General features: G+C 56.8%; 14 protein-coding genes. 2 read left to right on the top strand and 12 right to left on the bottom strand.

The genetic code is table 11. The annotated features are described in order from the left end of the window. Window positions 1–9 precede the first annotated feature (9 nt). Both ACP86_RS02470 and ACP86_RS02465 read left to right on the top strand, forming a co-directional pair. Window positions 10–1,371, top strand: a complete 1,362-nt coding sequence (locus tag ACP86_RS02470) for a DUF1329 domain-containing protein (RefSeq protein WP_053112664.1) — start codon at window positions 10–12, stop codon at window positions 1,369–1,371. 213 nt (window positions 1,372–1,584) lie between these two features. Beyond that, on the top strand, window positions 1,585–4,287 hold the full coding sequence (locus ACP86_RS02465; RefSeq protein WP_053112663.1) for a LuxR C-terminal-related transcriptional regulator: 2,703 nt from the start codon (window positions 1,585–1,587) through the stop codon (window positions 4,285–4,287). Here ACP86_RS02465 and ACP86_RS02460 read toward each other — a convergent pair. The 12 genes from ACP86_RS02460 to pilB all read right to left on the bottom strand — a co-directional run bounded on the left by ACP86_RS02460 (window position 4,253) and on the right by pilB (window position 18,146). Continuing rightward, entirely contained in the window at window positions 4,253–5,167 is a 915-nt protein-coding gene (locus ACP86_RS02460) for an acyltransferase (protein ID WP_053112662.1), read from the bottom strand. The two genes, ACP86_RS02465 and ACP86_RS02460, sit on opposite strands and share 35 nt — an antisense overlap. A gap of 12 nt (window positions 5,168–5,179) precedes the next feature. Beyond that, on the bottom strand, window positions 5,180–6,115 hold the full coding sequence (locus ACP86_RS02455; RefSeq protein WP_053112661.1) for a glucosaminidase domain-containing protein: 936 nt from the start codon (window positions 6,113–6,115) through the stop codon (window positions 5,180–5,182). 89 nt (window positions 6,116–6,204) lie between these two features. After that, window positions 6,205–8,376 (bottom strand): hypothetical protein, encoded by a 2,172-nt coding sequence (locus ACP86_RS02450; protein WP_053112660.1) that lies wholly within the window; start codon window positions 8,374–8,376, stop codon window positions 6,205–6,207. Between the two features lie 137 nt (window positions 8,377–8,513). Then, window positions 8,514–9,071, bottom strand: a complete 558-nt coding sequence (locus ACP86_RS02445) for a YfaZ family outer membrane protein (RefSeq protein ID WP_053112659.1) — start codon at window positions 9,069–9,071, stop codon at window positions 8,514–8,516. A 112-nt stretch (window positions 9,072–9,183) separates the two neighbouring features. Then, entirely contained in the window at window positions 9,184–9,372 is a 189-nt protein-coding gene (gene yacG / locus ACP86_RS02440) for a DNA gyrase inhibitor YacG (protein WP_008170214.1), read from the bottom strand. A 62-nt stretch (window positions 9,373–9,434) separates the two neighbouring features. Further along, a complete protein-coding gene (locus tag ACP86_RS02435) occupies window positions 9,435–11,786 on the bottom strand; it encodes a response regulator (protein WP_053112658.1) in 2,352 nt (783 codons plus the stop codon). Window positions 11,787–11,829: 43 nt separating this feature from the next. Further along, a complete protein-coding gene (tsaA, locus tag ACP86_RS02430) occupies window positions 11,830–12,573 on the bottom strand; it encodes a tRNA (N6-threonylcarbamoyladenosine(37)-N6)-methyltransferase TrmO (RefSeq protein ID WP_053112657.1) in 744 nt (247 codons plus the stop codon). Next, window positions 12,573–13,667 (bottom strand): hypothetical protein, encoded by a 1,095-nt coding sequence (locus ACP86_RS02425; protein WP_053112656.1) that lies wholly within the window; start codon window positions 13,665–13,667, stop codon window positions 12,573–12,575. Before ACP86_RS02425 ends, tsaA begins: the two co-directional genes overlap by 1 nt. Next, window positions 13,660–14,259 (bottom strand): dephospho-CoA kinase, encoded by a 600-nt coding sequence (coaE, locus tag ACP86_RS02420; protein WP_053112655.1) that lies wholly within the window; start codon window positions 14,257–14,259, stop codon window positions 13,660–13,662. The genes ACP86_RS02425 and coaE overlap by 8 nt, the downstream gene beginning before the upstream one ends. A gap of 3 nt (window positions 14,260–14,262) precedes the next feature. Further along, window positions 14,263–15,138 (bottom strand): prepilin peptidase, encoded by an 876-nt coding sequence (locus ACP86_RS02415; RefSeq protein WP_053112654.1) that lies wholly within the window; start codon window positions 15,136–15,138, stop codon window positions 14,263–14,265. Between the two features lie 66 nt (window positions 15,139–15,204). Then, window positions 15,205–16,425, bottom strand: coding sequence for a type II secretion system F family protein (locus ACP86_RS02410; RefSeq protein ID WP_053112653.1), 1,221 nt, complete (start codon window positions 16,423–16,425; stop codon window positions 15,205–15,207). Window positions 16,426–16,427: 2 nt separating this feature from the next. Further along, on the bottom strand, window positions 16,428–18,146 hold the full coding sequence (gene pilB / locus ACP86_RS02405) for a type IV-A pilus assembly ATPase PilB (RefSeq protein ID WP_053112652.1): 1,719 nt from the start codon (window positions 18,144–18,146) through the stop codon (window positions 16,428–16,430). Window positions 18,147–18,154: the final 8 nt, after the last annotated feature.

Genomic DNA, 18,154 nt, shown 5'->3' with positions numbered 1-18,154 from the left:
GGAATTTAAATGAAACTAAACAAGAAACTACTGGCCACAGGCGTTCTGGCAGCGAGCATGTTTGCCGGCCAGGCCTGGGGTGCGGTTTCTGCTGAAGAAGCGGCCAAGCTGGGTAACTCGCTGACACCGATGGGTGCAGAAAAAGCCGGTAACGGCGGTGCCATTCCCCCCTGGACCGGTGGTCTGACAACGCCGCCTCCCGGCTACAATAATGACGGCATCTACGTGAATCCGTTCGCGGATGAGCAGCCCAAGTTCACCATCGATCAGAACAACGTCGAGCAGTACAAAGACAACCTGTCCCCTGGCCAGGTGGCTATGATCGAGCGCTACGATGACTACTTCATGCCGGTGTACGAAACCCATCGTACTGCTGCTTATCCTGAAGAGGTCATGGAGCAGACCGTTGAAAACGCGACCACGGTTGAGCTGATCAAGGACGGTAACGGTCTGGGCAACTATCAGTCTGCCACCCCGTTCCCGATTCCCCAGAATGGTCTGGAGGCAATCTGGAACCACATTACCCGTTATAGAGGTGGTTCTGTACAGCGTACCGTTGGTCAGGTGACGCCGACTGAAGGTGGTGAATTCTCTGTTGTGAAATTCCAGGACGAGCTTACCTGGCGTACCTACCTCTCGGATTACAATCCGGACGAGGATGCGAACGTTCTATTTTACTTCAAGCAGGCCATTACCGCTCCGGCACGTCTCGCCGGTAACGTACTGCTGGTACACGAGACCATCGACCAGGTTGCCGAGCCTCGCCGTGCGTGGGTTTACAACGCCGGTCAGCGTCGGGTTCGTCGGGCGCCTCAGGTAGCGTATGACGGACCGGGTACCGCGTCTGACGGTATGCGTACTTCGGATAACTTCGACATGTTCAACGGTGCTCCGGATCGCTACAACTGGGAGCTGGTTGGCAAGAAGGAAATGTACATTCCGTACAACTCCTACAAGCTGACCGATCGCAGTCTGAGCTATGACCAGATTATTCAGGCTGGTCATATCAATCAGGATTACACTCGCTACGAGCTGCACCGTGTATGGCATGTTCGCGCAACCCTGAAAGAAGGGGCCCGCCACATCTATGCCCAGCGTGACTTCTACATTGATGAGGACTCCTGGCAGGCATCTGTCATTGATCACTACGACGGCCGTGGCGAACTCTGGCGTGTTGCAGAAGCCCACAATATGCAGTTCTATGATCAGAACGTGCCCTGGTACGCCATTGAGACGCTGTACGACCTGCTCTCTGGCCGCTACCTCGCGCTTGGTCTGACCAACGAGGAAGAGAACCCGTATGAGTTTGGCGTTGAGCGCCGCTCCAGGGATTACACGCCGGCCGCACTGCGCCGCGCCGGTACCCGGTAAGGGTTCTGAAGAAGACCAAAAAACGGCGGGCCTCATGGCCCGCCGTTTTTTTTACACCCTGGAAAACCCTTTCACGTCAAAATTTTGCAGCCCACCCCTCAATTGGTTTAACCTTCTTATCATACTAAAGGCGTACCCGATGTCGGTCGCCATTGAAAAGTCAGTGCAAGATCCACTTTTCCGGCGGTGCAAGGCAGTGCGAGCCGGAGCTAAATGGGGCAGTGCGTGAAACCATTCAATGATGGCTGTGCAGCCAACGACGAATTCCAGTCAGCGAACAGTGGTCTTCAACGGGGCGAGTTAATCAGGGACCTGCTCAGACAACGGGTTCATATTCCCCCGGTTCCGTCCGATTCAATGGTTCGGCCAAAGCTTGATACCAGGATTGCCGAAGCACTGACTTCCAGAGGTGTTCTTTTTCTGGAGGCGCCCTGTGGTTACGGCAAATCCCACGCTGTGGTCAGCGGCCTCGTCAGCGCTCAAATGGCTGCCGATCAAGTCCGCTGGATTACGCTGAACTCCCAGGATAATGCACCATCCCGCTTCCTGACCTTGCTTGCCATTGCCCTGGATCTGCCTGAAACCCCGGAGCAGGGGCTCCAGAGCGGCGCCACCTTCTCGGATACCCTTTCGATGATGCAGGTCGCTTTGGCGCGTGAGGGTTCCGGCCAGCCACGGGTCCTGGTGCTCGACAACCTCCAAAATCTCAGCAATCCCGCCGTAGTGGACCTGCTTCAACAGCTGGTGATGGAATTTCCGAGTGGTTCGTCCATCGTTCTTATCTCCCGTAAGGCGCTACCTTTCGAAACGCACAGCCTCGAGCTGGAAAACCGTTTCACCCGCATCGGGTCTGAAACGCTTGAGTTTTCCCGTTCAGAAACCTTCGAGTTTTTCCGGTCCGCCACGACGAAGAGCGAACTCACCAGCGTTGCTGTCGATAACCTCTACTATATGACCGAGGGCTGGGCGACGCCGTTGGCGCTGTATCGTCGGGAGGTTGCTCAGAATATCGAGCGCAAACCCATTCAGGAAACACCGAGCGTTGAAAGGTTTTTGAAGGAGTCGGTGCTTGGCAATCTGACCCCGGGGCAGATGCGGTCCATGCGGGGTATTGCAGAACTTGAACTGTGCTCCGATGAACTGTTCCTGGCGCTTGAGCGACTCCTGCCTGAAGCTGGCTTTGTTCCCTCTCAGGCTGCCGAGCGGGGGCTGCCCCTGAAGCCGATGCCGGGCCGTGGTCGCTGGTTCCGTGTAAACCCGTTGTTGCAGGAATGGCTGAAGTCGCCCGTAATGGCCGGTTATTCGGAGCGGATGCTGCAGGCGAGCCGATGGTTTGGCGTGCGCGACCAGTTCCCGGAAGCATTGAAATACGCGCTACTGTCTGGAGATGCCGAGGAAGTCATCCGCATAGCCGCTGAGGGATCAGAGGCTTTGCTGTTGGGTCAGGATACCGCATCGCTCCTGCGCCTTCGAAAGAGTCTGCCGGCCCAGCTCCTGGAACGAAGCGTGCGTCTCAGAATTGTCTATAGCTGGGTTCATGCAATTGGCGGCCAGTTCCGCCAGGCTCGAGCGCTGATTGATGGTCTGGCTGTGACCGACCGACAGGAGCAGGCTGCACGGATTCGTGCCTTGAAAGCGTTTATCCTGCGGGGCGAGGGCAGTGTTGGGCCGGCTTTGGACATGGCTGATGAGGCCCTGGCTGACGGGGAACTCAGTACTCAGGGCCAGCTTGTCACGCAGATGGTCCGTTCCAGTGCATTGTGCGCCGCGGGTCGATTCCCGGAGGCCCGGGAAGCAAACCGGGCTGCGTCGAGACTGGCAAGAGAAGCGGGCGATTCCGGTTCGGAAGCACTGGCGGTTTATGCCCATGCCCGGATCGAACTGGGCAAAGGCGCCCTGAAACATGCAGAGCAATTGTTGCGCACCGGTCTCGATACCGCCATGCAGGAGCTCTCGCGTCCTGCCCGGATTGGTGAAACCCGCCTGCAACTGAATCTGGTGCTTGTGCTTTGGCATCAGGGCCGTGAAGCGGAAGCAGATCGCCTGTTGGTCACCTGTGGGCGACATGCTGAACAGACCAGGGATCTTGGACTGCTGCTGGCGATGACCATTCGTGTCTTGATGTGTCGGGCCCAGGGGCGATTGGAGGATGCGTTTGTCTGGATTGGTCGGGCCGAGCGTACCATGCATTCCTGGCAAGTCGACGAATCCCTGTTCGTACCTGTTCTCGAGGCCCTGAAAGCCAACTGCTGGTTGTCGCAGAATCAGATCGACAGTGCCGATCAGGCGGTTCGAAAGCTTGCTCCTTACCGGGAAGCGGGCTGCGTACCGGAGCTTTTCCCCATGATGCCGGGCTTGCTGGACTGCCTTCAGGTTCGGGTCGACCTGGCCCGCGGTGATCTGATAAAAGCCCGGGAAACACTCCAGGGTATCCGTGAACGATATGAGGGAGCCATTCCATGGGGCGTAGAGCTCCACATGCGCTTGCTTGAGGCTGTGATCGTTCTGGATGAAAAGGGACCGGTGGTTGCCCTGAAGATTCTGTCTACCGTCGTCAATGAGGCTGCTGCAGAGCATTTCATCAGTCCTTTCCGGGAGCTCAGGAACGAATTGCAGGAGCTAATGACGAAGGGCTTTGGTCAGCTTCCCGAGAGTGCGTTTAAAGAGGCGCTGGGCGAGGTGTTCGAGCTGCGTGAGGTCGCGGGTACCCTGGACACCCTGGCAGAACCCATCAGTGAGCGGGAGCAGGGCGTGCTTGAGCTGATTGCAAAAGGGCTTTCAAACCAGGAAATAGCTGACAAGCTGCATATTTCCCTGCACACGGTGAAAACCCACGCGCGTCGAATCAATGCCAAGCTGGAAGTGAAATCCCGAACCCAGGCTATTGTCCGGGCCCGGGAGCTTGGGCTGCTTTAAGCTCATCGATTCGCGCATCTTTTTCGGCCCAAATCTGGCTCACCCAGCGCTGGAACGCAATCCGGGTCTCCCGGTTGTTTTCGTAATCCATTCCCAGAAACTCGCCTGGAATTTCCCGCGTCCGAACGTCAATAATAATCCTTCGGATTCGCCCGCAAAGGTAATCCCAAAAGCCGGCCCTGCCTTCGGGATACACGATCGTGACATCCAGCATGGTGTGAATCATGTCGCCCATCGCGTCCAGTACAAAAGCCGTTCCGCCTGCTCTCGGTTTCAAGAGGTGCTTGTAGGGTGAATTCTGGCGATCATGCTTCTCGGGTGTAAAACGGGTGCCTTCCATGAAGTTGAAGATCGTTACCGGGGTGTAGCGAAACTTCTCGCAGGCAGCCTGGGTGGCCGCTACATCCTTTCCCTTGAGCTCAGGGCGTTTGGCAATCTGTTCCTTGGTGTGGCGATGCATGAACGGAAAATCCAGCGCCCACCAGGCAACGCCAAGAAACGGCACCCAGATCAGCTGTCTTTTCAGGAAGAATTTCAGCAGGGGAATCCGGCTGTTGAGCACATACTGAATGGCGGGTATGTCCGCCCAGCTCTGGTGGTTGCAGGTAACAAAGTACCAGTGCTCCCGGCTGAGGTTCTCCACCCCGCGAACGTCCCAGTCGACTTTGTGAAGGAAATCCATCAGCAGGTTGTTAAAGCCGATCCACACCCACGCGATGTTGTTCAGGATCACCGTGCAGCCCTTGCGCACGGAGGTAATCGGCAGCACGAGTTTAAGCAGCGCGAACACCAGAAGAACGGGAAACAGCACGAGGGTGTTACACAGGATGGCCAGGGCCGCCAAAGTCCCCTTCAGCGGCGCAGGGAGAAAATAGAGCATGTGGTCGGGTCTCTAGCCTTCAGCCGGGTTGGTGTTCAGTGAGGATTGGCGGGGTAACAACCCGGCTTCCGCTTTCGTTGAGGCCAGTTGCTCAAGGCGGCTGGGGTCGATATCCCGGACCACGCTGCGGAAATCGTCGTCGTAGAACTCCAGGTTGTTGTAATGAATCATGGCCCGGATTTCTTCGATATATTCCTCGCCGCGCTCGGAATAGCCGAGCAGGCCTTCTGCCAGTTCCAGTCCGGACAGTGCCGAATTGTTGCGGCGGTCTTTCAGCCGAACGTCCCTCAGCAACTGGTAGGTGGGGTGGCGGTTCAGGTTCTGGATGTAGGCCCGAACCGACCGGTAGGGCGAAGAGAACTTCGCTACTTCATGGCTGGCGCCTTCGGCACGACCGAGGGGAACCAGGCCGCAGCCCTTGGAAAAACACCACTGGCCGAACAGGTTGTTGCCCTTGGTGGCAAAACGGGAGGTGCCCCAGGCAGATTCGTTGGCAGCCTGAGCCAGGATCAGGGACGGAGGAATCACGTCCAGGCGCTTGCGTAGCAGGGCAAATTGCTCGTCGCTGCCGGGCTCGGCATCCACTCTTAATCGCTCCGACTGCTGCGCCAGCCAGTTGTACTCCTTGCTGGTCAGGCTTTCCTTGTTGGCCAGACTGTCCAGGTAGTCGCGCTCAATCAGAATCCTGGAATTGGCCAGAACAATTCTCGGGTACAGAAACGAAAAGAACGCGGCTTTTTTCTCGGTGGTGTCCTGGTACTGCGAGAAATCCGGCAGATCGTCATTGGCCCAGGTCGGCAGAGGCGGCAGGGAGGAAAGGGCAGGCTCGGAACCCGAGTTGGCAGAATCGCCCTGGTCAACACTCGCCTGTGGTGTATAGAAACCGCCCCCGATCGCAAACGCAATCAATGGAACCATCAGCATGACCGCCCGTTTACCCGCAGACATAAAACCTCTCGTTAAAGTCGATACAGCAACAATTATAACAGGTTATACGAGAGCGTCTGCCTCTTGGGTTTTGTCCTGTGCTGCCGCGCTCAGGGCAGGCGTGTAGCCATCACCAGGCCGATCTGTTCCTCATTGCCCTCGGTGGTTTGCAAACGCAGGTAGAACTGGTCCTGGCTGGCGGTGTGGAAGCCCTCCAGTGCGAGGTTCCCGGCACTGAACTGCACCCGGCCGTCACCGGACTGACTGTAGGTCAGGGCGATGTCGGGAGTGTTCTCAAGAGCGGGCTTCGTTACAGTTTCGTTGTCGACCGAATGGGTACTGGTCAACTCGACCGGGGACAGCGTCGCGGCACTGGAGGAATCAATGGTCAGCAGTGCATTGTCAAAATGCCGGAGCCGGTTCGTGCCCGGCGCCAATGCCAGGGCTACACCCTGAAGCCGGAACTGGCCCGTAGCGGGTGCGCTGTTGGCGGTTTGCTCGGCCGCAATCAGGATGCCGTCTCCCAGGGGGCTGTCGTCCAGATTGAACGCCATCAGGCTGCCGTCCGGCGTGCTGGCACCGATGCCGATATCCGGCTGCTGGAAATCACCGGAGGCGGTGGTAATGTCCAGGTTCAGCCGGCCGATATCCACATCGCCTTTGCTGAGCCGGGAGGTTCGGTTGCTCAGGGCCCAGGATTCCGTTCGGGTGCCGGTGGGATCAGTGGTGACAGTGCCTGAGCTACCGCGCTGCACCGTTGTAAAGCTCTGGGATTGGCTAACCGTGCCGCCGTTAATCTGCCACTGGCCAACGCCTGCTTCAATGGCCAGGGGTGTTGTTTCATCGCTGAACCGGGTTCCCAGGTACAAGATGTTGTATTCGCGGCCATTCACGGTGTCCGCGTCGAAACCTTCCTTTCGAAGCAGGTTGATTTCAAGAACCGAAAGATACTGGTCTTCCAGAGTCCCCAGCCGCAACAACGAATCCCCATCAGCCTCCAGCTCGATCGCCTTGCCCGCACTGAAATAGCCGCTGATCACCCGGTCCGGGCCCGTGGTTTCATCCACGGGGGCGCTGGTGAAGGCGTCCAGGTAGTAGGGATTGCGAGTCCAACCAATGATTTTCGAACTGCCCCGGCCGGTAATGCTCTGGTACAGGGCCCGGCCGGCCAGCAAACGGGTATCTTCCAGCAGGGTGGCTGCTCCGGGCGAGGATGAGTGGGTGTTCCGATCCCACCGATCCGATCCCCGCACAAAGAACTCGTTCCCGGCCTGATGAATCAGCGCCTCCCGATCATAGGGAATGTCGTTGGCCAGAGAGGTAACGCGGATATTGAACGCATCGAAACTGGTGAGCGTCAGGGCCGGGTAAACATAGCCGGTGCCGTTCTCATCCGTCAGCACCTCTTCCTGTGCGGTACGAACACCCCATTGCCCCGACCCACTGATGGAAGGCTCCACAAACGTCTGCCCCAACTCAATGCCCAGGAATACCGAATTGTAGTCCGCGGAACTGGCGCTGATCTTGCCCGAAGAGGTCTCGTCCAGCACCGCGTAGTCGGCCATGGCGCTGACGTATCGGGCAAAATCTCCCCGATTCTCCAGAACATCCAGGGCACCGCCCAGGCCAACATTGGCGGGAATATCAATTTCAAAGTCGTGCACCTGGTCGGCGAGGGTAGACCATACATACTTGTTCAGGCACAGCTCGCCGCCCTCATCGGCAACGCAGTCCATAATGGTCTGGAACTCGCCTGCCGTGTAGTTGCTGAGGGTATTGCGCACCAGGTACTCGGAGAAGGGGTTCACCTTCACATCCCGGTCGGCATCGGCGGCCAGGGCACGCATGCGGGTGTTGCCGTAAGTGGCATCGATGATCACGTCCGGCCCCAGGGGCAGGCCGTTGGTGAATTCGATAATGGTGAAGCCTTCGCTGTCGGTGCGCGTGGAAATCGCGGGTTCATCAAGCACCGACAGGGCCTGATTGGTGTAGTAAACACTCACCCTGTCCGGCTGTACGATTCTCAGGTTACGCCGGGTCGGCTCGCCCTCGCTGGTGACACCACCTGGTACCTCCATGGTTACCCGGACTTCGTTGCTGGCGAGGCCCCCGGTGTTGGTGGAATCGCCGGTGCTGCCGGAGCTGAAATCGTCCACCGGGTTCTTGTTGCCTGCGAAGTCATTGGGCTGACTGGCCGCCCCCTCAATGGCATCGTCACCGCCACCACATCCGGCGGTAAGTAATAGAGTCGAGGAGAGCAGTAAACCGAGAGAGAATCGCATGCCTGGCTATCCGTGCAGAGAATACAGGCAAACAGTCTAACAGTGGGATTCTCGGGAAAGCGTGAGGAAAAGCACGAAAGGGTTATGGAGGGAACACGAAACGGGCCCCACCGGGCCCGTTTCAGAAAAGGCAGGAATCAGAAGAAAATCTTCATGCCCGCCATAACGCCTTCATCGAGATTGACGTCTCGTGAGGAGTTCTCGATATCGGTGTTCAGATAGCGATAGCCGGCGAAAATCTCGGCGTTGCGGATAACCCGATAGCTACCACGCAGCTCAAGGCTGGTCATATCATCGGAATCGCCAAACGAGAGAATGCTGGGGGCGTAGTGCAGGCCACCGGTGAACGACAGGCCCGGCACGTTCGGGATGTTGACGGTTGCGAAACCGCCGAGACCAAGAGCTCCACCATCGGCACGGCTCTGATCCCAGAATATGCCGCGCATGCCGATGCCGGCGGTAGTCGGCAGGTTACCGATCGCAGTGCGGCCCTGGGCGTGGAAATCGGCGTTGAAAATATCGCGGCCACCTTCGTGGTAGGTGTAACCGGTGCCAAGCTGGATATCGTTGTTGGTACCGAAGAAGTTTACCTGGCCCTTCACGGAATCGTTTGTAAGGCTAAGATCCACGTCACCTGCGAAGGCAGGCGCGGCAGCCAGTGAGAGAACCATCAGAGAAATCCGGGACGCTTTCATAGTTGTGCACCTTCGTTACGTTTTTAGCAGAATTGCCGGTATGTTAACGGGGTGTTCCGGGCCACTCAACTTAAATGCCGGTAAGTCCCCGTTAACTTTCATTTTTCGCAGATCAGTGCCGGGTGGTCTCGCCGCCCTGGTCCAGATCCTCCGGTGATGCGTTCTCTGCGGGTACCCGGTATTCCTCGTTGGCCCAGGCCCCCAGGTCGATCAGTTTGCAGCGCTCGGAACAGAAAGGGCGCCAGGGGTTGGTCTCGGTCCATTCCACGGACTTTTTACAGGTTGGGCATTCAACGTTCATGGTTGCCTTCGGGTAGTGGAAACGTGTCTGGATGTCTGTGCCCTGATTTTAGAAAACAGCTTTCAGGAGGCAGCAGACGCCTGACAATATTGTTCCAGTACTGCCCGCAGCATTTCAATATTGACAGGCTTGGCAACAAAAGAATCCATACCGCACCGGCGGCAGCGCTCCTCGTCTTCTTCCATGGCACTGGCGGTCAGAGCGACCACGGGGATGGGCGCGCGGTTGTGGGTTTTTTCCCACTCCCGCAGGCGTCGGGTGGCTTCGAAACCGTCCACGCGGGGCATCACACAGTCCATGAACACCAGGTCGAAGGGGTGCCACTGCCACAGGCTGGCGGCGGCCTCGCCGTCGTTGGCGGTCATCACGTCACAACCGAGTTTCTCCAGCAGCCGGCGGGTCAGGGTACGGTTGACGGGGTTGTCTTCCACCAGCAACACCTTCATCCGGCCACAGGGAAGCTCCCGGCGCCGGGCGGTATCGGTAACCGCCTGCAGGGAAAACCGGGTCAGGAAGCGCCGTTCCTGTTTGGCGGCATCGGCAAACAACTGGTTCAGAATCGGCGTCAGGCAGGATTCCCGCAGCGATTTGCTCAGGAAGGCATCGGCGCCGGCCTGCCGGAAATGTTCGGCATCGCCCCTTTGCGGGTTGGATGACAGAATCAGCAGGCGCATATCTGACCACAGGGGATTGCTGCGGATCTGCCGGCACAGCAGGTCGCTGTCCATATCCGGCACGAAGCCGTCCAGGATAATCGCGTCGAAGGGCTGCTGGCCATCGAACGCCGTGCGCAGGGACGTCAGCGCCTCTCCAGCGGATTTCACCGCTTCGATGTGCACTTCGTGCCGGGACAGCATTTCCAGAGTGATCTTGCGGGATAGCTCATAGGAATCCACTACCAGAATTCTGCGATTCTTCACCATCCGGGTATCCGGCCGAACTCGTGCGGCGTTCTCCGGGGCCACGGGCAGAGTCAGTTCCATCCAGAAGGTCGAGCCCTCACCGGGGCGGCTTTCGAGATCCATCGACCCGTCCATCAGGCCCACCAGTTGACGGCAGATGGTGAGGCCAAGGCCTGCACCGGGCAGTTGACGCTGGAACTGTTGGCCAAGCTGCACGTAGGGCTCGTAAACCAGGGGAACATCTTCCGGGTTGATGCCCACGCCGGTGTCTTCCACGGCAATACGCAGGCGTGCCTTGTCGTCCCGGCGGCCCAACACCTCGATACTGATCAGCACATGGCCGGAATCGGTAAACTTGATGGCGTTGGAGGTCAGGTTCAACAATATCTGGCGAATGCGAACCGGGTCGCCCTTCAGCGCCCAGGGCAGGTTTTCGTCGATCCGAAGTTCCAGTGCGAGGCCTTTCTCCCGGGCGCGAGAGCCAAGCATGTGCACCAGGTCATTGAGGGTTTCCCTGAGGTCAAAGGGAATGTCTTCGAGTACCAGCTTGCCCGCTTCCATGCTGGAGATATCCAGCAGGTCGTTGATGATGGCCGAGAGGCTTTCCGAGGCGCTCAACAGGGTCAGCACGTATTCCCGCTGTTCCTGATCCAGCGGCGTATCGGTGAGCAGGTTGGCGTAGCCCAGCACTGATTGCAGAGGAATACGCAGTTCGTGGCTGACATTTGCGAGGAACTGGTTCTTGGCGTGATTGGCCCGCACCGCCTCGTCCCGCTCACCCTGGGACTGGATCGTGGTTTGGCGCAAGGAGCGGGTGTCCTCTAGGATTTGCAGGCGCATCTTGTTAAGCGCCTGCTCCAGCTCCGAGAGTTCATCTGGCGTTTTTCGGGGTTTGCGCTTGAGCTCCAGCGGGTCTACCAGCGCGTCGAGATTCAGCCGGGCGGCGTAATCGGCCATGGATTCCAGGTGCCGGGTAAGCGTTAAACGAACGATCACCAGCAAGCCCAGGGTGCCCAGCATGACAACAATGGATTGAAACAAAAGGTTCAGGAACGCGCGGTTACGCAGGTCTGTGTAGATCTGGTCTATGGAGGAGGTGACGGTGAGTGTGCCAACGTTTTCAGGACTGCGGTTGTTGGAGCGGTCGAAAACCAGTGGAAAGGTCTGCGATATGACCCGGCCCTCAGGGTAAGTGCCGGTGCTGAAGGTTTCGCCGGTGCTGGTCACCACCCGCCCGTACTGGACAGCGGGCACTGCTTTCATATCATCCAGGCTGTTGGCCACCTCGCTGAAATTCATCAGCCAGATGTTGTTGCTCATGCTCCCGGAAACCAACTCCGCGGCCCGTGTCTGGTCATTCAGCAGATCGTTCTTGCGCCGCTCGAATTCTCCGATCAGCTGAACGCCCGTTGCCACCAGAGACAGAAAAAGGCTGAACAGCAATACGTAGGCGAGCAACCTTGCCGCCAGTGGTCGTATTCCCAATCGTTTGAAGAACCGCTTTGAAGGCAAGGCACATATTCCCTGTGTCGACTACAAAATCACCAAAAGCAGTTTAACAGACCGTCAGCACTTCGACACGTTTCCGTGAATGATCATTCACGAATCGGAATCGCACGTTCAAATCGTACAGATGCGCTCCGTAAATGCGCTCTTCTTCCCGTCCTCTGCGAAAGGAGGGGCGTGGATCGTAAGCCACCACATCCTCGATCAGCGCTCGCAGTTCCGGATACTCTTCGGGTGACAGCTTGCCAATCTGGGCCTCCGCTTCCGGCTGAAAAACCACGTCGAGTTTTTCCGTGGGTGGCGAGTCTGCCCAGCCCAATGTCGCTTCAGGAACTGAATCGGCAAATGGCAGATAGGGTTTGATATCCAGTATCGGTGTGCCCTCGATGAGGTCATGATCACTGATGCGGAGAATGAGCTGTCCATCTTTGCGCACCAATCCCTCATTGCGAACGACCGAGAGGCCGAGGCTGTTTGGGCGAAACGGAGACCGGCTGGCAAACACACCCATCTTGCGATTGCCGCCCAGGCGGGGAGGGCGCACCACGGGCCGCCAGTCTGCCCGCACCGCCTCATGAAACTGAAAGGTCAGCCAAAGGTGGCTGGCGGTCTCCAGCCCACGGAAGGCATCTTCCCGGTCAAACGGTGGCTGGATAATCAGCTCGGCCCGGGCATGACGGGTCAGCCCGGGCTGTCGAGGCACCCCGAACTTGTCCTGAAAGCAGGAGCGCGTAATGGCGATAGGCGTGAGAGTAAGGGCCTCGGTCGCGGGTTTCGAGGGGTGTCTAGGCATTACAAACGATCATCCTCAATGATACCGGAGAAAAACATTTCCACCCGAAACACCACAGAAGCACGGTCTTTAAAGCTCTCCTCCCGGGGGAATTCCAGTGCTGGAATCAGCTCCGCATAGAGCCAGTTGCTGTGTAGACGGTAGCGGAACGTGAGATCCCCGAACGCTGATGTGGTGCGCCAGGAAGGTTTGCTTTCCCCAAGTACGCCCAGCCGGGGCGTTACAATCAAGCGGTTATTCATGCGCTTACGCATGCTGAATATCTGAGCCGCAACAAATTCCTTATCGTTGTGCACCCACTCCAGCTCTGAAGACGAGCGAAAATACCAGTCATTGCCCACCGGGCGCCCAACGCCAATCCAGGTTCGCTCGCCCCAGCCATCCTGATGAAAATAATAGAACCGTTGCTGAGCGTTCAGAATCCACTTGTCGTCCAGCCGCCAACGTTTCTCAGCCGTTGCCCGCCAGAACGCGTCTGGAGGAAGTCGCAGGCGCACACCCACGTCGTTGGAAAAGTTGATAGCGTCACCAATCTGGGTCAGGTAACGCAGTGCACCTGTGGCTTCCGTATCGGAACGCTCGGGCTCCGTAAGCTGCCGGTCCCGCTGGCGCTCCCCGAGAGGAATCAGGTCTTCGCTCTCGCTCTCGATCACCAGGCGCAGTTTCCGACGAGTGGTGGGAATATCCAGCCGGAACCGAGCCTCAGGCTCAAATTGTGCCGGATCGCCGTATTCGGATTCCGTTGCAAAGCCAATGCGCAGGTAGCTCTCGTTGTTGGGAAGGCTCTGGGCGCTGCCCGATAAGGTACGGTCTGCCCACTGGCCCACCGACTGGATCTTTTGCCCGTGAAGACGCTCCTGCCGCAGCACCCAGTTGCTGAATTTGAGCCAGTAGGAATCCCGGGGATCGGCCCAGTATTCGTCCGGCTCAAACGTATAGAATCCGATCGGAAGCTGACCCGGCGAGAGAATCTCAGCCACTGAACGCTCCCGAACCTCAAACACCGGCTCAATGCTGTAGCTTGGAGAAGAGACCGTCAGAGAAAGAACAGCCGCAAGGGCTGCCATACGATAGCGGGAAAACCAGTCAGCCAAAGTCCACCAGCAACCTTTCATGCAGCTCCCGCACCTGACGCGTTACTTCATCCAGAGGGCGGTCATTATCAATCACCTCATCCGCCCGCGCCAGCCGATCTTCGCGCGACATCTGAGCCGCAATGATCCGCTCAACCTGCTCCCGGGAATTGGTGTCCCGGGCCATGGTACGCTCAATCTGGGTTTCTTCAGGCACGTCGATCACGATGATGCGGTCAACCAGTTCGTGCTGGTCGGTCTCGAGAAGAAGAGGGGAAACCAAAAGCACGTAGGGAAGCTGGTAGTTCTCCGGGTTCAACTGCCGAATCAATTCCTCGCGGATGATTGGATGCAGCAGCGACTCCAGCCAAACACGCTCTTCCGGCTTCTCAAAGACAATCCCACGAAGCTGCGCCCGATCCAACGCACCCTCAGAAGTGAGGATCTTTTTCCCAAAATGCTCTGAAATCCGTTCCAGTGCAGGCGTTCCCGGCTCAACCACCTCGCGGGCAACATCATCGGCGTCCACCCAGTGCACGCCGTGCTCACCAAACAAGCGAGCCACAGTGGATTTTCCGGAACCAATTCCGCCGGTGAGGCCAACAATCTTCATGAATCAGACTCCCAGGAATCCGTACCAGAATGCCTGAATCTCACTGCCAAACCACAGACAAATCAACCCCGCTGTCGCGAGGTATGGCCCAAACGGAATCGGAACTTCCCGCCCATGCTTCTTGAACACCATCAGGCTGATACCCACAACGGCACCTACAACCGAGGAAAGCAGAATCACCGCTGGCAACAACTGCCACCCTAGCCAGGCGCCGAGTGCGGCAAGCAGTTTGAAGTCTCCGTGGCCCATGCCCTCCTTGCCGGTTACCAGCTTGAAGAGCCAGTAAACAGACCACAAGGAGAGATAACCTGCCACCGCACCCCAAAAGGCACTGTTGAAGTCCGTCAGCACGCCAAAAAAATTCAACACGAGGCCCAGCCACATCAGGGGCAGCGTAATGCTGTCTGGTAGGAGCTGGGTGTCGAAATCGATAACGGTCAGGGCCACCAGAGCCCACACCAGCAACAAGGCCCAGAGGGCGGATTCGTTCGGCCCGATGACTGCAATGGTCACCACCGAGAAAATTGCCGTTAGCGCCTCAATGATTGGATAGCGTGGCGAGATAGGCGCCTTGCAGGATGCGCATTTGCCCCGAAGAACCAGCCAGCTGACTACAGGGATGTTCTCCCAGGCGCGAATGCCATGGCCGCAGGAAGGGCAGGTGGAGGCCGGTTTGGACAGGGTAATCCGCTCTTCATCTTTTCGCTGTGTTTCAGGCAGCTCAAGGAATTCCTCGCACTGGCAGCGCCAGTCCTGATGCATCATTTTTGGCAGTCGCAGAATCAAAACATTCAGGAAACTGCCGATGCAGAGGGACACGAAGGTAACGGTGAGAAAAAGGAGCCACGGAGTGGCAAGAAAGGTTTCGAGACTTAACATCAAATTGCTCAGTTATCGGCAGTAAAGCCTCCTCCCCTTGCGGGAGAGGAGGTGGGAGAGAGGAGATTAACCAACAACCTGCCCCATCTGGAAGATCGGCAGATACATCGCAACGATCAGACCACCAACAAGAACACCAAGAACAACCATAATCATGGGTTCCATGAGTGCTGTAAGGTTGTCGACCATGTCATCCACAACTCCCTCGTAGTGCTCTGCTACTTTCGAGAGCATTTCGTCAAGATTACCCGATTCCTCGCCAATTGCGGTTAACTGTACAGCCATAACTGGGAAGATATCTTGCTGACGCATGGCGGCCTGCAACTGCGTGCCGCTGGATACATCAGTTTTGATCTGTTGAATAGCATCTCGATAGACAGCGTTGCCAGTTGCCCCGGATACCGAGTCGAGTGCGTCAACAAGGGGAACGCCCGCTGCAAAGGTTGTCGAGAGGACTCGCCCAAACTTCGCCACAGCGGACTTGTCGAGAATTTCGCCCACAACAGGTAGCTTCAAAGTGTATTTATCGACAAAATCGGAAAAGGTTTGGGATCTCCGGATTGCTTCCTTGAAGAGAAAAATGGTCCCAGTAATTCCTAACAAAACGACAAACCACCAGGACTGCATCCATTCAGAGAGCCGTATAACCATCTGGGTGAATACTGGCAGCTCAGCACCAAAGCCACCGAATAGACTTTCGAATTGGGGAACAACCTTCACGAGCAGAATGGCTGTAACAATGATTGCCACAACTACTACGGCAATCGGGTAGGTCATTGCCTTTTTGACTTTCTTCTTGAGCAACTCTGTTTTTTCAAGGTAGGTGGCGATTCGGTCTAGCATCTGTTCGAGGGCACCGGCCTTCTCGCCTGAATCCACAAGGTTGCAGTACAGATCGTCAAAGTGCCTTGGATACTTACGAAGAGCCCCGGCAAAGCTGGTGCCGGAGGCAATGTCGTTGCGAATACCCATAACCAGTTCCTGAAGCCCCTTGTTTTCGAGGCCATCGGCAACGATGTCGAAGCTCTGCACAAGTGGTACGCCTGCCTTCATCATTGTCGCAAGCTGGCGCGTCAACATGGCAACGTCAAAGGGTGTTATCTTCTTGCTGCCACCGAACAATGGCTTGGGCTTCTTCTTCACCTTGTCCGGAATAATACCTTGTTTGCGAAGCTGCGCTTTCACCAGCGCAAGGTTAGAACCGGTGAGTTCACCTTTGGATTTATTACCCTTACGGTCCTTCCCTTCCCAAATATACGATTCCAGCTTCTGTGCTTTCTCTGCCATGCTTAATCCTTCGTCACGCGATTGGCTTCCTCAAGGCTTGTCACGCCCTCGATCACTTTCATGAGTGCGGACTGTCGCAAGTTGCGGAAGCCGTCAGCCTGAGCCTGCTTTGCAATTTTGATGGAGCTGGCTTCTTCCATAATCATGTTCGCCAGCTCGTCGGTAATCTTGACCACCTCGTAAATACCAACGCGGCCTTTATAGCCTCCATTGCATTTATCACAGCCCTTGGGGCGGTACAACGTGAAGCCTGTATCAATTTGTTCCTGTGTGAACCCCTCCTCCAAAAGTACGTCCTTGGGAACGTCGAAGGCTTGCTTACAGGAATTGCAGAGTCGCCGGCCAAGACGCTGGGCAATAATCAGGCTTACTGAGGTAGCGATGTTGAACGAGGGCACGCCCATATTCATCATCCGGGTGAGCGTTTCAGCCGCACTGTTGGTATGCAGGGTTGAAAGAACCAGGTGGCCGGTCTGCGCAGCCTTGATCGCAATGTTGGCCGTTTCAAGATCCCGAATCTCACCCACCATGATCACGTCGGGGTCTTGACGCAGGAAGGCTCTCAGGGCCTCCGCGAAACCGAGCCCGACCCTGGTGTTCACATTTACCTGGTTGATGCCCTCCAAATTGATTTCCGCCGGGTCTTCCGCGGTGGAAATATTGATTCCGGGGGTGTTCAGGATGTTCAGGCCGGTGTACAGGGAAACGGTCTTACCAGAACCAGTTGGGCCCGTTACCAGAATCATGCCCTGGGGTTGAGCAAGGGAGTCCATATACAGCTTCTTCTGGTCTTCCTCGTACCCGAGCACGTCGATGCCCAGTTTTGCCTGACTCGGGTCCAGAATCCGAAGCACGATCTTCTCGCCCCAGAGAGTAGGGAGCGTGTTTACCCGGAAATCGATCGCCTTGGTTTTGGACAGCTTCATCTTGATACGACCGTCCTGAGGCACCCGTCTCTCTGAAATATCAAGTTGAGCCATGATCTTTACGCGGGCGGAGATTTTCGGTGCCAGCTTGATAGAGGGGCGGGAGACTTCCTTGAGAATGCCATCCGTACGGTAGCGAACGCGGTAGGTCTTTTCGTACGGCTCAAAGTGGATGTCTGACGCGCCACCGCGAATGGCGTCGAGCAGCATCTTATTGACGTATTTGACGATCGGCGCGTCATCGACATCACTGGCAGATACAGCGCCGTCGTCATCTTCCTGTTCGCCCCCCTCCGTCTCGACGCCCTCGAGGTCGGCATCGTCAAGATCTCCCATCGTCGTATCATGGGATTCCAGATACTTGTCGATTGCTTCTCGCAGTTTTGCGTCATCTACCAGAATGCCATCTGTGCTCAGGCCGGTATTGAACTTGATCTCATCAAGTGCCTGGATATTGGTCGGGTCCGAAACCGCAATAAACAAACGATTCCCGCGTTTATAGAGGGGAAGCGCGTTGTGTTTGCGGATCAGTTTCTCATCTACCACCTTGTCCGGCATCATTTCCGGCATGAATGCCGAGAGATCCAGTACTGAAACCCCGAACTCCATGGCAGCGGAAAAAGCAAGCTTCGAGCTATCCGCCAGGTTGTTCTGGGTCAGGTAAGTAATCAGTGGAATGCGATTTTGCGAAGCCTGGAGGAATGCGTCCTTAGCGGTGGATTCATCAAGAAGCCCATCATCGACGAAGCGCCTCGCCAGCCCGGTTAGAGTCACGTTGGTTTTATTGGTAGACATATTTTGAC

This window comes from Marinobacter sp. CP1 (assembly GCF_001266795.1).
Classification (GTDB): domain Bacteria; phylum Pseudomonadota; class Gammaproteobacteria; order Pseudomonadales; family Oleiphilaceae; genus Marinobacter; species Marinobacter flavimaris.
Note: the sequence above shows the minus strand (reverse complement) of the source record. Positions and strands in the feature narration are given on the sequence as shown.

What these genes read in the sequence shown, in the direction of transcription:
- ACP86_RS02460 (WP_053112662.1), bottom strand. Translation starts at nt 5,167, where the DNA reads ATGCTCTATTTTCTCCCTGCGCCGCTGAAGGGGACTTTGGCGGCCCTG.
- pilB (WP_053112652.1), bottom strand. Translation starts at nt 18,146, where the DNA reads ATGTCTACCAATAAAACCAACGTGACTCTAACCGGGCTGGCGAGGCGC.
- ACP86_RS02455 (WP_053112661.1), bottom strand. Translation starts at nt 6,115, where the DNA reads ATGTCTGCGGGTAAACGGGCGGTCATGCTGATGGTTCCATTGATTGCG.
- tsaA (WP_053112657.1), bottom strand. Translation starts at nt 12,573, where the DNA reads ATGCCTAGACACCCCTCGAAACCCGCGACCGAGGCCCTTACTCTCACG.
- ACP86_RS02415 (WP_053112654.1), bottom strand. Translation starts at nt 15,138, where the DNA reads ATGTTAAGTCTCGAAACCTTTCTTGCCACTCCGTGGCTCCTTTTTCTC.
- ACP86_RS02445 (WP_053112659.1), bottom strand. Translation starts at nt 9,071, where the DNA reads ATGAAAGCGTCCCGGATTTCTCTGATGGTTCTCTCACTGGCTGCCGCG.
- ACP86_RS02410 (WP_053112653.1), bottom strand. Translation starts at nt 16,425, where the DNA reads ATGGCAGAGAAAGCACAGAAGCTGGAATCGTATATTTGGGAAGGGAAG.
- ACP86_RS02465 (WP_053112663.1), top strand. Translation starts at nt 1,585, where the DNA reads ATGGGGCAGTGCGTGAAACCATTCAATGATGGCTGTGCAGCCAACGAC.
- yacG (WP_008170214.1), bottom strand. Translation starts at nt 9,372, where the DNA reads ATGAACGTTGAATGCCCAACCTGTAAAAAGTCCGTGGAATGGACCGAG.
- ACP86_RS02450 (WP_053112660.1), bottom strand. Translation starts at nt 8,376, where the DNA reads ATGCGATTCTCTCTCGGTTTACTGCTCTCCTCGACTCTATTACTTACC.
- coaE (WP_053112655.1), bottom strand. Translation starts at nt 14,259, where the DNA reads ATGAAGATTGTTGGCCTCACCGGCGGAATTGGTTCCGGAAAATCCACT.
- ACP86_RS02470 (WP_053112664.1), top strand. Translation starts at nt 10, where the DNA reads ATGAAACTAAACAAGAAACTACTGGCCACAGGCGTTCTGGCAGCGAGC.